Below are 15,472 nucleotides of genomic sequence, written 5' to 3'. Positions count from 1 at the left end.
TTTTCCTTGGTAACATTCAACTGCGAATTGATCACGCTTGCGTGTGCAAGCTGTGCAGCAGAGGTAACAGGGTCGATGTATAAAGATTGGGCGTTTACCTTTTGCATTAGCATAATGCCTAAGCCAAACAACAATAAAAATCGTGTTTTCATAAGTAAATGAATTTGGATTGATTAACTAACTAACTGTAGTATTTCGGTCTTGCCTTCTTCGTAGATTGGCCTACGCATACTATTGACCTTATTGAAAAACTGGGGAAGTTTTAATCTTGATCGTTTAAGGTCTCTAACAAAATTGTCTATACCTGCCCTGTAACTGCCGTAAAAGCTGCTATAGCATTCAACTGCGGTTTTCTCCGGCTTCTCGGTAGTATAAATTAAATATTGCTCGAGGGCTACCTCTACACCGTAAACCTCGCCCGTGGCTCCCCTTCTGATATAAACCTCTTTAAATCGGCCTCTATTTTCGTGGTTATCCAACTGGTTAATGGTAAGGATTTTTTTGCGCTCATGGGCGTTGATCGCCAATAGCTTTGCTATTTCATCGAAATTGTCTTTAAACTTCGATTGATCTAACAGCATAGTAGTGTCGGAATTATTAATAATACTGTCTTTCACTACCGCATTACCTATGATATCGCCTAATTCCTGCGTAACCACTATTGCTTCTCCCCAAAACTTTCTAACTGTTTTGTACAGGTAAAGGATGTATCCGGCCATAAGTGGTGAAGCAATAGCCTTCCATGCTTCTTCGATTATTAGTGCCTTTCGCTGTTCGGTACGGAAACGCATCTTTTGGATGAAAACATCCATAATAATCAGCGTTACGATTGGGAATAATGTTTTATGCTCCTTAATACTATCTATTTCAAACACCACAAAGGATTCAGTGAACATTGAATTATCGGCTTCCTCATTTAAGATCGCTTGGAACTCGCCACCTTTATAGAACTTTTTCAGAACAAAACGGAACTCGTCAATATCGAAGGGTATGCGTTCCTGCTCTTTTATCTCGGGAATTTTGTACAAAGCAAATTCATAAAAAGAGTTGAAATTAAGTTCAACAACATTCTTCCTTTTAAATTCCTCCTTGTTTTTTATTCTCGCTTCTGTCAATTTGGTGTTGTACAGATCATCGGCCTGTGCATCTTTAAGCCATTCGATGGCTCCTTGCAATTGCTCGTCATAAAGCCTTTGATATTGCTGTTCATAATACGTAAGCTTTTCGTCTGGATTTCCTTCAAAGCTATTAGTGAGTGCTTGGGCTTCCGATAACAAACCGTCCAGGTCTAATGATTTTTTTGCTTCTTCGGTATAGTCCAACTGCGCTGCCTCGGCTTCCGCTTCCTGTTGAATTTCCCTTTCTTCTTCCTCGGTAATATCGACGAAAAGGGGCTTCCCAAAAAAGTTGCTGTAGTAAGATGAAATTGCCTGGGAAATAACGTCGCTTTCTACCTGATTGACTGTCCCATCAGCGCCCTTCCACAATAAGCTAATGAGCGTTTTTAAAAAGTCCTTTTTTTCGATATTGTACTCACTTTCACTGATCGCAAAAGGGTTCATGGTAATGGGCTTTTCCTCCGAATAGGTAATATATTTACCGCCATAATAAGAACATAATCCTGAATAAGAGTGCCCGGTATCGACAATTACAACATCCATCAACCATTTAGGCTTATCTGATTTATTGTACATGCAATATTGCTCTATAAGGGCATTCATAAAAAAGGACTTGCCCGAACCACTCGGGCCAAGAACGAACTTGTTTCGATTGTTAATCCTATTGGTCTGCATTGGCAAATCTGCGGGGTCGATTGCTACAGGTATGCCCTGTCTATCAGTAAAGCGAATTTGAAAGCCACTCACTTCATCTTTACTTAGGGCTTCTTTAAAAAAAAAACAAAGGGCTGCATCTGCTGTGGTCAAAAACAAATCATATTCCGCTAACTCGACCGTATTGCAAGGCATGGCCGTTCTGAAAAGTTCCATTTGGTTGTAGGCATTTTTGTTAGGTATAATGCTCTGTTGAAACAAAGAACTTTCAATGTAATTACACGTCTGCTGAATGGTTTCTAATGGGGCGCAAACCAAAATATTGAAATGACAGTAAACAAGCATTTGGTTTTCCCTGGCTACGTCTACAAGTAAATTATCAATATCCTCAACGCACATCAGATTTGCAGGGTCGGGAATACCTGAATGCCTTTTTCTTTTTAACTCCAACTTGCGCTGTGTCATGTTTTGGGCAGGTATATCTATGATCTGATTGTAAATTATGGTTTGATATAATGGTACGTTATACAAAAAACCCATTGTATCAATAGGGAACCCTTTAAGGGTGTCCTTATCGTTCCGCTCGATGTGTGTCGAAACTTTCTCCGGCAAATCAATTGTATCGATATTGACAAGCGGAATACTGCGAACTGCTTTATCGCCCATCTGTATTTCTACATCCGTAGCACGCATATTATTGAGTGAAACATTATTAGTACTAAAATTCATACTAAGTATGCGCTTCACGTAAAGGTCAATTTCATTTCGGGTTAGAATTTTGGGTGACAGGCTATTTCTTTTTAGCAGGTCTTCTAACTTGCCGATATTCTGCTCAAAATCGGAATAGTTCTTTTTATTATAACTGTAAAAAGAACCTCGTTTAGCTTTTCGGGTAACTACCAAATAAGTAGTGAGGTCGGTGTACTCTCGACCGTTGAAATGCTCGTCATACTTCTGCTGTAAGTATTCGGTGCTATCTGCTTTATTGTAAATCTTCTTTGTTAAAACATCCTGCTTTTGAATTACATACCCTTCGCCCAAAATCTTTGTGATGTTTACATACAGTTGGTGTGAGCCATCATAGGCGCTTGGGTCTGCTGAATATTGCAGTACTGGGTTATTAATTTGTATCACTACGCCATAATCCCCTTTTAAATTATAAATGGTTGGGTATTTCCCACTTTCGTCAATTCCGAAATACGGTAAATTGAACTCTGTTTTACGTTTTTGTGCCATATCTTAATTTTCTAAAATCAGTACCAAACCTGAATATGCCTGTGTGCCTTGTTTTGAAGTGCAATCCTTTTTTCTGCTGTTGAGCGGTGAAAACTAAGCCTCCTACAAAGCCACCCACACAAATGAGCCCTCCTAACGCCATGCTTGTTAAACTGCCGACAACTCCACCTGCAACTAAGCTTATGACAAGGGATGCTATGCCCCATCCGATGAATTTTCCTTGAAAACCACGATAAATAAGGGGCTTTTGAAGCCCCCTATAAATGTTGAATTGCTTTGCCATTATACACCAAAGAAAGCTTTGATAATAACGCCTACCAGTACTAAGAAAAGGCAAGAACCGCCCCATCCCATGATTTCTTTGTTGATATCTTGATCTCCGCTGTTCCATTTGATGTAAACACGAACACCACCGATAATACCAACAACCGCCCCGATTGCAAGGCAAAGTGTAGCAACTGGGTCAACGTACTGGCGTAAAGAAGTGTTGGCTGCATTGATACCAGTGATACCATCTTGCGCCATTGATTGACTTGCAGATACTGCGACTAAAGTTGCAACTGCGAACGCTTTTTTGAATTTGCTTGACATTTTCATAACAGATAAAAATTAATGGATAAAAAAATTTGAAATAAAAAATTGATTAATTGCGGATTGTGAAGTTTACCGATAGGTTTTACTATCAGTTTAGTTTAACCTGGTTCGCTGCAGCGAAGCTGAATGCTATCAAAACGAGCTGAGGGTCTTCGAACCGGTTTGAGAAAATGCTATCATTTGATCGGTGGCGCTGCCCTGATCTGCGGATGCTCCGGCTTTACTATGATAGCAAAGGTTATACACCGTACATGGCACCGATAATTACTGCGATAAGTTGAAGGAAAATAAAAGCCCCCAACCAACCCATTACCTGTGCATCAATGTGATGCTTTCCTGATTGCCAATTGTTATAAATTCTTAGGCCACCGACCAGACCGAAAATAGCGCCCAGTATAGATGCGGTATAGGTCAAAGCATGGTATTGATTTTTGACCATTCGTGTTGCATCCCCAAATTCTTGAATGCCGGGGGCTTGTCCGAAGGATGGCGAAATAAGGCAATAAAAAAGGGCTGTTAATGTTGCAGCCCTGATATAATGTATCTTCTTATAGTTTTTCATTTTAAAAGACGATTGACCGTTTATAATCTATGGTATTGCTTTTCGCAAGCTTGATAACTTCTGACATTTGGGTAATGCCACCTGTTGAACTATTGATATTATGTGATATAATATTGAGTTCCTCGGTGTCTTCGTCCTCGCGCTCCCAAACTGCGTTTTGGCTATCATCCTCAAATTCATCAAGGACTGCTACCGGAATTATCGCCCGTTCTTCTTCATGCTCTACAGGCGTGGTTTGTACTTCCTCACTAAATGTTAGAACATCCCCTCCGCTTGTTGCAGCACTTACGTTTTTGCTTTTCAAACTATCCATGATAATGTTGAATAAATAGTAGACTACATAGGCAACTATCAGCACTATTGTAAATTTTGACCAACTCATAATTATATCTCTTTAAGTGAATTTTTTAGTGAATTTTTCATTAGCGTTTTGATATCAGGATTCGTTTCAAAGAACCGTTCAACCAAAAAATTAACGAACTGAACAACGTTGATTTTCAAAGCTGGTTGAAGCATATTCAAGACTGGCATGTGCTTGTCGTCAAACCTGATCAACATCTTTGTTTGACCTGATACCTTTACAGAAGTAATCTGCTGTATGAGTTCTGTTAAATCCTGCCCATCCGTCAAAATAACTGGTGGTGGTTTAACGCTTATCGGTGGCGGTAGGGTCGATGCCTCACCGTCTAACGGTATTGCAATTGGGGCTTCTGGTTGTATGGTTTGGCTTTCCGTGCCCCCATTCAAAATTACCTGCTCTCTCTCTTTACGAACCCGTTCGGTAATTGCCTTTATACTTTCTCTTTCCATGACCCAGTATATTTATGTATGAACTCATTGAATATTAAATCGAATACCGGGGAAACTGCCTGTATGATACTGGGCGGTGTCTCAAAGGTGGTTATCCTTTGAAAGTCTATCCTTTCAGGAAGTGGCCTTGTGACCGCCCCAAAATTCAAAAGCACCTTGTTGACGCTCTCGAGCGTTTCGTACTTAACATTCGTTTTAATGCGGTTTGGCACAAAAACAATATTTGCCTTTTCATTCAGTGTGCGCACCACTTCCGAAAAGTCGATAGTCGCACCTACCGAAAATTCATCATAAGCAAAAGGGCAAATAATTAAATCAATACCCTTAAATATGGGAATAAGGCTATCGTTTTCAATGTTGCCCGCTACATCTAATATTGTAATCAGCCCTTCCTTTTCTCTGACTATTTCATTAATGGTGCTGAACTGCTCCATCTCGGCAGCTTCTACTTCATATAAAGGCTTATTCTCCAATACCTGGGCAGCTTGAACTTTATTATAAATAGACCGTTGGTTGTCCATATCGAATATAACAACCTCTTTATTCTGTACTAATGAAAGGTAGTTTGCGAATAAAACGGCAAGGGTAGATTTACCAACTCCCCCCTTTTGATTTGCGAATAGTATAATCATATGCTTGTGATTTATCTTGTGTTTACTCTTGATTTTCTAACCCTGCGCCTGTTCCTTCCGTTGATCTGTTCATCATCAATATCATTGGCAATGCTTAGTTCAAAATTTTGAATAGCATCTAATAACGCTGATTCATCATGACTGCTCATGACTGGTTGAGAAACGGCACCTTCGGAAGTATTGCCTTGATAGGAGTTTGAATTTGACCGCTCGTCCGGTTCTGATATCTCCCAGTCGTTGCGTTTGACTACCTTTTCTTCATAATGGGTGGTATTTCCCTGGGCATCTTTAACGGGAACTTGTATTTGCACCTCATTAAAGCCTTTGTAATTAAGCTGTACTGTGTCTCCAACTTGATACCCTGATTCGGCCACCGCTCTTTCAAGGTCGATACCCCAAACCATTTTTAAGGTTCCATCAGGCTTCAATAGTTCAATGAAGTAACTTGGCTTACCGTCTTTATCAAACTGGTAGTTAGCTGCTCCGTGATTTTTAAGTATGCCCTTAAGTGAATAGGCTTTGCTGTTATCGGTGTTGAGTATGACCTCTTTTTCTTTTTGCGGTAATTTCAAGCCTGAACGCCTTGCCATTAAAGCATAATCGGAAGTGCTTAATACCCGCTTTGCATCGATCATAATATTGCTGCTTTTGTCCAAAACGTACAAGCCTTGGTTATCTGTAACCAGTTCTATCTTATGTCGGCTTAAGCCTTCACTTACTGAATTGAACTCATGCAGGGCCGACTTAAGAATTACATTTATCAATGCCATTTTTTCTTTTGGAATGGCTGCAAAGAATACCCTGCCTAAACGCTCGCCAAAAATTCTTGCAGACGCTTCTTTTTCCTTAAATCCATCTACAGTAATTTGTATTGGCTCTGTGTCCTGAATAGTCCGGCTTTTATAATTGCTGTTATCTATAAATTCTTTAAGTGGCATTATCTCCCCTCCTTTGTAAACAGCTTTATTAGCATGATCTATGATGCTATAACCGTAAGGCGGTAATCCTTTTTTGCCGTGGTAGACGATATCCAAACCAAATTTTTCTTTCAGAACCTTTGCCAAATCAGATGTGTAGCCAATAGGCTTTTTTACATCTTCAAATTTTGATGGCTCGTACACTACACTTATTGAAGCATCAGAACGGCCTTTATATTTGTTGATGATACTTTTTAATTGAAGTATCCTGGTGTTGTCTTTTTTACTTTCAGCAATCAAAGAATTAACTTTTTCCATCGGAATTATTTGCTGAATATCGTCGTACTTCCGCAAGGTCATATCCTTATCATTATAGCTAACCGAATAGCCTTGTTGTTCGAAAAGTAGCTTAAACTGCGCTACGGTCGAAATACTATAATCGAATGATTTTTGAACTTGTGCTATTGTCGAATAGGCAACATCATTCTTAATTATCTTTTGAATAGCGGCCATTGCTCGTTTATATTCGAACGAGTCATTAATCTTCTTGCCCTCGGAATTTATACGGCTACTTACTATATGAACATGGTTGTTGGCCGTGTCGTTATGAAAAACAACCATGTAGGGATTTTTACCATAGCCCATTTCTTTCATGAAGGCATCGGCCATATCTGTTAACTGGTGTTTGTTATACTCCCTACCCTCGCCTGACAATACCAGGTGCAGCTGTTTGTCCTGAACTACGAAGTTGGTACTTGAATGGGCACGGAGATAATTTTTATATTCTTCCGGCATGACATTAGGGATACCTTGCAGGTAGCCAAAATTCTCTGTTTTCATCAGCTCCCCTTTGTCCTTTTCCATCTTGTTTGTGTTATAGCTTACTCCATTGAATGAACTATTGCTATTAAGAAATTTTACGACCATATTAATTTTTCATTACCCTATACATCTGCCTCAAAACTTTGTACAACTCCCTTTCTTGTACTAAGTGCAGACCTAACAGGTCGTTATACTGGGCAACTATTTCAGGTGGCAACTGGTGGTTTTTGATGATGGTATTGGCATGTTTCGCCAACTGATTGATATTGCTACCTACCTTTCCCATTTCAGCGCCAACCTTGGCAAGCTGAATAAGTACGTCTTTGGTAATTATAAAATCTTGGTTTTCTAAGACCCGCTTTATAAAAAGATCTGTTCGGTTCAAACCGATCTGATCTTCTAATTGCATCAGCTTCTTATGTTGATCTTCGGTCAACCTTAAGTGTGCTTGCTTAATTTTCTGACCTTCATTCTTGGGTGGCCTTCCACCTTTGTTTCTGCTCATAGGTATGTGGTTGGTTTAAGAAAAATGAGTTGCGAATTTTTCCCTACCCCCTATTTTTAAAATTTATGAGGTACGAATCAATTTTAAGAATGGGCAAGAACGTGTTGTGTATGGTAAATCCCAAAGGGTTTACGATACACAAAAACACATCTTGCAGTTACAAAAACAACATTCCGTTATGGCATTCTCAACCCCTGATTTGCAGTAGCCAGATATGCCGATATTCGAATATTCGTTTATCTCTACTATAAAAATTGAAATGGCGGTCAACGCCATAATAAAAGTTATATAGGTATTGAGTAGGCGGATAGCCGTAAATACGGATATCTGTATATTTAGCTATTTAGCTATACAGATATATAGATATTGCAATATCTGAATATTCAAATAATCAAGTAGCTATAATGAATTGACTGTTACCGTAGGTTAATCAGCAAAAAGAAAAGTAGGGGATTAAATCCTTTTGTACAGGCAGTGGCTTCGACACCAATAGCTAACTAATTAACTCTGCCTGTATATGCGTTCGGGAATACTCACGTCGGTATCTACATACCTGCCAAAACTGGCTGCCTATGGTTCGCTAAAGACAGTCTTTATAATTCATATCTCGATGAATAAAGAGTGAATGTAACTGCTCATAATTTTTGGCTCTGCACCAAAAATGCTTCTTCCCCCAATGTCAAAGACCTTTTTAACCGATCTGAATATTTAACCAATCAGCTATTCGGATATACAAATATACAGTTTTGCTATATTTTATAATATAAAAATATCAATTCGCTATATTTATAGCACAAAACATTGTATACAAAGTAATTAAAATTATCATTTTAAACTTTTATAAATCTATTCTTAAAAAAGATGGACTAAGGCTTTGGCCTTTTTTTTGATGCCTTTCGATGGGCAATGACAGCTAAAATCACATAGTAGACTATAACTGTCACTACTGGTACATAAGGCTCCATTTTGTTTCTTTAGGATAGAATGAAACAAATATGGTCGTAATAACGGGGGCTGTAAATACGCTGAAACTACTATTTAGAGGTTGAAAATCACGTATTTTTATACTACGTGATTATACGTATTAGCTTGCAAAGTGCTGATTTTAAATGATATAAAAATATACGTATAATTGACTATGCAACTATACGTATATATGGCTATCTAAATAGTTGGTCTTTACCTTTTAAAATATTCAAAAGTTCAACCTTATTCTTTGCTCCTGTTTTAAGGAACATTTTTTGAACGTGAGTGGTAACCGTTCGCTCCTGGATAAATAGACGATCCGCTATTTCTTTATATTTTAAACCATCCGCTATTAAAGCGGCAACCTCAATTTCCCTCGGGCTTAATCTGTAGGCTTCGCAATTTTCCATAAATACATCTTGCTTAACCTCACTATCCTCAACGGTTGAAAGTAATGCCTGTAAATGCAGCGCTTCTTCCCTGGCCTGTTCAATTGCCTTCCAGATGAATAATGCTGTTATAACGAGGAAACCACCATTCATTACTAAAACTTCCGGCAGTTGCCCAATTCTGAAAAATGAAAGAATAGGCATTGATACCCAGGGTGCGATTGCAACTAAGCTTAGAAGCATTTCTTTTCCAAGTTTAGTATCCTCACCTTGTTTAATTTTAATAGAACGATACATCGCTATCACACAAATTACCGCATAGATGAATGGGATAATTACCCCATGCTTAACAGCCCGGTCTATATTTCCTTGTATTAGATATTCGATGCCAAAAAATATTAAGAATGGCGCTAATAAGAATAGTAAAACCCCATACCTCGCATGGAACTTCAACCTCTCTAAATCATATGCTTTATAAAAATAATAAGGCATAAAACAGGCTAAAGCAAACCCGCTACCCCAGGCAAGTACATTCTGGACAGTAAGCGAAATTCTTTTTAGGGTTGGGTCAGGAAACAAGCCTCCACATACATTATAAATGATAAAGAGTATTAATAATATGATGTAGTATAGGCGTTTTTTTTCGAACGGTCTTTGTAAGTAAAATAGGAATTGATACAAGAGCATTATTGCTTCAAAAATCACAAAGATGAATGTCACAATGTGCATGTCCGTATTAAAGACTTTCATAGAGGTTGGTCTTCACCCCTCCTTAGCATGAAAAGTTTATACCCGAAGTCCAATTCCTTATAGATTGAAAATCCGAACTTCTGATACCAAGGAATATTTTTCATGGTAGAAGTTTCTAAATAAATGGGTTTACGCTGCACCTGGCTATCTTGTATAATCTCACGCAAAAGTTGGCTGCCTATACCTTTGTTCTGATCAGCATTAAGTACCCCCAAAAACCATAGGTAATATATCGGCTGATTGGGGTAATTGCTTTTGATTGCGCTTTCCCGGCTCATGGCCTTACCCGCTCGAGATATACCAATAGAATTTAACAAAAGCTGCACATCGAGTAAAGTTGATTTTATCGAGAATTTCTTTTGGTCTGGGTACAACACAAGAGCGCAAGCCTTCTTATCATCTGAAAGATATACAGCACCAAACATGTAGCAAATTTCAAAAGAGTAATCCATCAGCGCACGAATGCGATCTTTCCTTTTGCTGTCCTGCTTTACAATGTAGTTCACGCTTTGGTTATCCTCAAAGGAATTAGTAAGGATTTCAATCATATGTGATTTGTGGTTCTTATCGGCTTTAATCATAGGGCAATGATTTTTTTAGTATTAGTTAAGTGCTAAACATATATTAAACGTGCAGAATTGTGTTACGTTATAAAGCCACTCATAGCTATAAAAAATTTTTACTTTTATATCTTTACATCCTGCTTACAATATCCTTTGCTAAAGGGATAAAGCAAATAGCACAAAAATAAAGCCTAATTACAGTTTTGCTATAATTAAACAAGAACGTATGATTGAAGTCTATGGGTAATAATGAGAATGAACGTTTAAAGCTTATAAGAAAAGCTTTAGGATATAGCCAACTGGACTTTGCCCAGTCGATCGGCCTTACGCAAGGTGGGTACTCTGACATTGAAAGAGGCAAAAACGGTTTGTCTGGAAAAGTTAAATTGATGCTGATTAACATTCACAAGATCAATATTAATTATCTTGAAAAGAACCAAGGCGAAATGTTCTTCATTGAAACCCCTCCTGATCAGCCCGAAGTTGTTAATACTACTTCTGACCCAAATGCGGGATCGGACACAAAAGATAGGATGATCGAATTACTTCAAGCTGACATTAAAAGGCTTAATGCCGAGCGTGACTTATACATCGAACTGCTACAGGCCAAGGATAAAACGATCGCTGCCCTCGAGCGCCAATTAAAAAAATAAATATTTATATCAAGATATCATTATATAAAGATATTTGCGTATCATTGTATAAACATTGATTCGTTATGAAAACCATTGCTATACTAAACCATAAGGGGGGTACAGGTAAAACCACTTCGGCCCTTAATATCGGGGCGGGGCTTGCACGACTAAAGAAAAAAACCCTTCTGATTGACATTGACCCTCAAACTAACTTAACAGAAGGATTAGGAGTAAGGGATATTAAAACATCAATTTATAATAGCATCCGTGATGGCATTGATTTACCCATTGAAAAAATCAATGAGTACTTAGACCTGGTTCCTTCGTCTTTGGAATTAGTAGGTGCCGAACTTGAGTTAGTTTCAAGGCTTGCTCGCGAAAGTATCCTGAAAAACCTTCTTAAAAAGCTTAAAACGGATTACGATTATATCGTTATTGACTGTCCCCCGGCATTGGGCATGCTAACTATTAACGCACTCGTTCCTGCCGATACGGTACTTATTCCTTTAGAGGCTGAGTATTATGCTTACAGAGGTATAGATCGAATGGTATCAATAATTTCAGACGTAAGAACGCATTATAATGAGACCCTCACGATTGGGGGTGTATTTATCACAAAATGCAATCCTAAAAGGTTGCTGACAGAACATATAACCGAAAGCGTTCAGAAACATTTTGGCGATAAATTACTCAACAGCAAGATCAGGGTTAATGTGGCATTAGCGGAAGCCCCCATCCAGGGTAAAGATATATTTGAGTATGCTCCAGGTTCAAACGGGGCGACTGATTACGAAAACTTGGTAAACGAAATTTTAACAAAAATATAAGTCATGGCGAAAAAAAATTTGGGCAATTTGGAAGAAAACAATAAAAACATGACTGGGGTAGGTGCCCTGTTTAATGTGCCACCCAAAGTTGATCAAACAGCAAAAAGAAAAAGTGAGGCTGATTTAGAGGAAGAAGAAGAAATTACGGGATATCCGCTAAGGATGAAAAAAGGATGGTTGAAGCAACTCAAAATAATGAGTGCGAATACTGGCACTTCGGTAAAAGACCTGATATTAAATGCTGTTGCGGATAAATACAAACTATAAAATAAGCCCTGTCTAAGCAGGGCTTATTTTTATTGGTAATATGACAAATCTTTTAAATTTATTGCGTTACAACCACACTTTACGTAATCTGAGTTATTTGCGCTGCTTAGCCCGGTAAAAGACTTACACGTCTGACAATATATCATTTCCTCTATCTCCATCCACTTATTGAATATTTCTTCAATCTCAATTGATGTATATGAGTTAGCTTCATTTTTCCAATGAGCACAATAATTCCTGAAAATTACGATTTTTTCAAGTTCATCAAATGCTATCAGTAGCTTATGTTCCTTGCTACCATCTTTAAGCTTATCTTTGAACTTCTTTTTTAGCGGCTCAAAAAACTCTATAAGTGTATATACGTTCTCAATTTTATACGGTAACGCCACCTTCATTCTTTCACTTAATAAGCCAAAAGTCCATTCGAAATATACGCCCAATGAATTACCGGCTTCTTTAGGTTCGTCTTCATCAAGATGGTTTTTAATAGCTTCATTATAATTTTTGGCTAATTTAAACTTCGGCCCGGTCGCAAAATCCCAAGACGTAAATTTATAGCGCTGCCAATTAGGAAATGCTTTTTGTACAGTATCAAAAAAAATCTGATCATGGGTTAGCATTAATACTTGAAAGTCAGAAAATTTTGTGGCTATCAGTTCAATAACTTTTGGCCTTTTGAATGAATCAAAACTGTTCACTACGTCATCTAAGATAAAGAACTTAAAGTCTTTATTGAAATGCTTAACGGCAGACAGAAAGATTGCTAACCCGAAACTATTTACTTGGCTTTCGCTCATGAATTTGAATGCAGGTGACGTCTTTTCTGTAGCAAATTCAATTTCCAGTTCAACCGCCTTATCCTTCCCTGGAATGAGTTTTAACTCAGGATTTTTAATAAAACGATTAGCGACCTCTAAGATATTAAAACACTCAACCACGTCTGTAGATATAATTGTAAAAGTATCTTGTATGGTTGTCTGAATAAATAACGTTAATTGCCCAAGTAGGACAGTTAGGTTAGAAATAATATCCTCTAAATAATTAATCTTAGCTGTGCATACAAGTACCTTCTGATAAGAATCTGTCAGCTTAATTACAGTCCCAAAATCGTCTGCTAAGTCCTTTCTTTGGGTATTCCCTTCAAGCAGAGCAACCCTGTCTGTTACCTGTTCCCTAATGTTATGTTCCTTTTCAATTAAACTTTCAATTTTTTCTAAAAGGATACTATTGTATAAATTTATCTCGTTGATATCGTTCAACGGCTTTTTCAATTCGATTAGTATATCAGGAAGTGTGGATGAAATACTCTCAATGTCCTGAAATAATAAGTTTAAAGTAGTCAGTACAGTTGTGCTTTTCTCACCGGATATATTCTGCACTTTTCTCAAAATACTATGCAAAGCGCTTTCAATACTTGGTTTTAAGCGTTCAAAGTTTTTTTTCTTTTTAACAAGCTCATCTAGGGCATCATGCTTTTCTTTTACATGAGATAATAAATTAGCGCGTCCGGTCGCATCACATATTGGGCATTTCTCTTGATCTTCTAGCTGAGGTATAATATTGATAGCAGTTTCGTACAAACCTGTTAAAATAAGGTTCTTTATACTTTCCTCATCTTTTTTCAAAATGTCAAAGGTTTCCTCTAATTCTTTACAGCTTGGTTCTAAATCCTGAATTGGATAAAACGCATTAATCTTATCAAGAAAACTTTTCCATTCCGTCAGTTCCTTAGTTACAGGGTCTTCTTGAACTATTTTATCAAGGGATTCCTTTATTAAGATGGCTTCCTTAAAGTTAACTATGGGAGCTATTGAATATCTTGCAGCTATGTTATTCAGCGCAATGATGATCACGTTATCATCGAAATGTTTTTGGTCAATAATAGCCGTAACTGAATTTTGTGCTTCTTGACTATTTGTATTATAACCCTGTAGGGTAGCGGAAAGCCTATTCAGTGTAGCGGAAATATCATCTTGGTTTTTGATGAAAGCTTCTAAGCCAAAGAATTTTGCTATATATCTATATTTCTCGGTCTTTCTTTTAAATACGAAATCTTGTAAATCCACATATCTCAGATAGTTGGGATAAGTAGATAATGCCTTAAAAGCCGCAAAATCCCCTTCAATAAGCGGCATACTTATTTTTTTGCTGTTAAAGGCTGAACTTATATGCGATATTGTCGCATGGTCTAATTCAACTGAAATGTGGCAATCTGTGCCTCCGCATGATCTGTGGGGATAATCGGAAACGGATATCCCTTCCCTGTTCAGGCTTTCTATTACACCATTATTATTTAGCCATTCCCATGCATCTACGAGGGAGCTTTTTCCTGTACCATTTCGGCCGTATAATATAGCAGAGGTATGTTTACCGTTCTTCTTGAAATCCAGTGCTACAGGAAGCTTTATTCCTCGAAAATTTTCTACTGTTATCTTATTTACTTTCAACATTTTGCTTGTAAGTAAATGATTCTACAGCTTTATTTTCGGCTTCACTCAGCCCTTTGGTTACAGCCTTTTCAAATGCAGAGCTATTGAATCCGCTTTCGGAAAAGAATTTATCGAGCCTGTTTATAAAAGGCTTAAGGGTAGGATGGTCGTCTTTTACGTCTGCAATCCAATTTTTGAAGTCCGGCATGATAAGTAAGGCATTAATTGTTCATATAAATGTACTAAGAAAGTTCATTATATGCCAAACGTGTTTACTATCATTAACTATGTTCCAGAAGATCTCCAGGAATAATAAATGCTATCAAAAACAGCTGTGAGTTTTACTGCCGGCAAAGCTATTTACTATCATTTACTCATTAAAGTTGGCCCGATCTGCGGACGCTCTACCTTTATTATGATAGTAAAGACATAAATCCTATATTGCATACCTATTGTAAGCTTCCGCTTACATTGTGATAAGGTTTAGGTAAAAGCCTGGTTCCGCAAGGGATATCGGGCTTTTTTTATACCTCAATCTTATTGATTTCATTTATTAGAGCTTTTGCATCCCTTTCAAAATTTGCTAAAATGGTACTTTTTTGGGTAGGGTCAGTTGTTACTTGTTTGGCACTATTTTCAAACAAAGCAACTTCAAGTTTGCGATTCTCCAAAGTGCTATGTACATAGGTATTTACTGATACTGCGCCTGCTACTTCATCTTCCTTAGCAGATAAGGATTCCTTTACTTTTGATATTATAATCTCTAATTCTTTCATAAAAATATATTTCTCTAATA

General features: G+C 37.7%; 17 protein-coding genes. 3 read left to right on the top strand and 14 right to left on the bottom strand.

Annotated features, from left to right (window positions below):
* Positions 1 to 173: 173 nt before the first annotated feature.
* From BLR60_RS25265 to BLR60_RS22675, 11 genes are all read right to left on the bottom strand, one after another.
* Entirely contained in the window at positions 174 to 3,008 is a 2,835-nt protein-coding gene (locus tag BLR60_RS25265) for a TraG family conjugative transposon ATPase (RefSeq protein WP_090504205.1), read from the bottom strand.
* Positions 2,992 to 3,291 (bottom strand): DUF4133 domain-containing protein, encoded by a 300-nt coding sequence (locus BLR60_RS22720; protein ID WP_090504201.1) that lies wholly within the window; start codon positions 3,289 to 3,291, stop codon positions 2,992 to 2,994. The genes BLR60_RS25265 and BLR60_RS22720 overlap by 17 nt, the downstream gene beginning before the upstream one ends.
* Positions 3,291 to 3,605, bottom strand: a complete 315-nt coding sequence (locus BLR60_RS22715) for a DUF4134 domain-containing protein (protein WP_244155731.1) — start codon at positions 3,603 to 3,605, stop codon at positions 3,291 to 3,293. The genes BLR60_RS22720 and BLR60_RS22715 overlap by 1 nt, the downstream gene beginning before the upstream one ends.
* Before the next feature lie 235 nt (positions 3,606 to 3,840).
* Positions 3,841 to 4,164: a DUF4134 family protein gene (locus BLR60_RS22710; RefSeq protein ID WP_090504196.1), complete on the bottom strand. Its 324-nt coding sequence runs from the start codon at positions 4,162 to 4,164 to the stop codon at positions 3,841 to 3,843.
* 1 nt (position 4,165) lies between these two features.
* The gene (locus BLR60_RS22705) at positions 4,166 to 4,522 is read right to left on the bottom strand and encodes a hypothetical protein (protein WP_143009133.1); all 357 of its coding nucleotides are present in this window, start codon (positions 4,520 to 4,522) and stop codon (positions 4,166 to 4,168) included.
* A gap of 26 nt (positions 4,523 to 4,548) precedes the next feature.
* A complete protein-coding gene (locus BLR60_RS22700; RefSeq protein WP_090504191.1) occupies positions 4,549 to 4,974 on the bottom strand; it encodes a hypothetical protein in 426 nt (141 codons plus the stop codon).
* Positions 4,956 to 5,606 (bottom strand): ParA family protein, encoded by a 651-nt coding sequence (locus BLR60_RS22695; RefSeq protein ID WP_090504188.1) that lies wholly within the window; start codon positions 5,604 to 5,606, stop codon positions 4,956 to 4,958. The genes BLR60_RS22700 and BLR60_RS22695 overlap by 19 nt, the downstream gene beginning before the upstream one ends.
* An 11-nt stretch (positions 5,607 to 5,617) precedes the next feature.
* The gene (locus BLR60_RS22690) at positions 5,618 to 7,450 is read right to left on the bottom strand and encodes a relaxase/mobilization nuclease domain-containing protein (RefSeq protein WP_090504186.1); all 1,833 of its coding nucleotides are present in this window, start codon (positions 7,448 to 7,450) and stop codon (positions 5,618 to 5,620) included.
* Between the two features lies 1 nt (position 7,451).
* Positions 7,452 to 7,850 (bottom strand): plasmid mobilization protein, encoded by a 399-nt coding sequence (locus tag BLR60_RS22685; RefSeq protein ID WP_090504184.1) that lies wholly within the window; start codon positions 7,848 to 7,850, stop codon positions 7,452 to 7,454.
* A gap of 1,160 nt (positions 7,851 to 9,010) precedes the next feature.
* The gene (locus BLR60_RS25140; RefSeq protein ID WP_208600705.1) at positions 9,011 to 9,955 is read right to left on the bottom strand and encodes a helix-turn-helix transcriptional regulator; all 945 of its coding nucleotides are present in this window, start codon (positions 9,953 to 9,955) and stop codon (positions 9,011 to 9,013) included.
* Entirely contained in the window at positions 9,952 to 10,536 is a 585-nt protein-coding gene (locus BLR60_RS22675; RefSeq protein WP_090504183.1) for a GNAT family N-acetyltransferase, read from the bottom strand. The genes BLR60_RS25140 and BLR60_RS22675 overlap by 4 nt, the downstream gene beginning before the upstream one ends.
* 221 nt (positions 10,537 to 10,757) lie before the next feature.
* Between BLR60_RS22675 and BLR60_RS22670 the strand changes: the two genes are divergently transcribed.
* The 3 genes from BLR60_RS22670 (at position 10,758) to BLR60_RS22660 (ending at position 12,247) form a co-directional block, all read left to right on the top strand.
* Positions 10,758 to 11,171, top strand: a complete 414-nt coding sequence (locus BLR60_RS22670; RefSeq protein WP_090504180.1) for a helix-turn-helix domain-containing protein — start codon at positions 10,758 to 10,760, stop codon at positions 11,169 to 11,171.
* 65 nt (positions 11,172 to 11,236) lie between these two features.
* Complete coding sequence (locus BLR60_RS22665) at positions 11,237 to 11,980, top strand: ParA family protein (RefSeq protein ID WP_090504178.1); 744 nt, start codon at positions 11,237 to 11,239, stop codon at positions 11,978 to 11,980.
* Between the two features lie 3 nt (positions 11,981 to 11,983).
* Positions 11,984 to 12,247 (top strand): hypothetical protein, encoded by a 264-nt coding sequence (locus BLR60_RS22660; protein ID WP_090504175.1) that lies wholly within the window; start codon positions 11,984 to 11,986, stop codon positions 12,245 to 12,247.
* Between the two features lie 29 nt (positions 12,248 to 12,276).
* Here the strand turns inward: BLR60_RS22660 and BLR60_RS22655 are convergent, their stop codons facing one another.
* The 3 genes from BLR60_RS22655 to BLR60_RS22645 all read right to left on the bottom strand — a co-directional run bounded on the left by BLR60_RS22655 (position 12,277) and on the right by BLR60_RS22645 (position 15,452).
* Complete coding sequence (locus BLR60_RS22655) at positions 12,277 to 14,697, bottom strand: hypothetical protein (protein WP_090504174.1); 2,421 nt, start codon at positions 14,695 to 14,697, stop codon at positions 12,277 to 12,279.
* Positions 14,681 to 14,884 carry a hypothetical protein gene (locus BLR60_RS22650; RefSeq protein WP_090504171.1) on the bottom strand — a complete coding sequence of 68 codons (204 nt, stop codon included), beginning with the start codon at positions 14,882 to 14,884 and terminating at the stop codon, positions 14,681 to 14,683. Before BLR60_RS22650 ends, BLR60_RS22655 begins: the two co-directional genes overlap by 17 nt.
* Before the next feature lie 316 nt (positions 14,885 to 15,200).
* Positions 15,201 to 15,452: a hypothetical protein gene (locus tag BLR60_RS22645; RefSeq protein ID WP_090504169.1), complete on the bottom strand. Its 252-nt coding sequence runs from the start codon at positions 15,450 to 15,452 to the stop codon at positions 15,201 to 15,203.
* Positions 15,453 to 15,472 lie beyond the last annotated feature (20 nt).

The sequence above is a fragment of the Pedobacter terrae genome (assembly GCF_900100705.1).
Lineage (GTDB): Bacteria > Bacteroidota > Bacteroidia > Sphingobacteriales > Sphingobacteriaceae > Pedobacter > Pedobacter terrae.
This window is presented reverse-complemented; position numbering and strand designations above follow the sequence as displayed.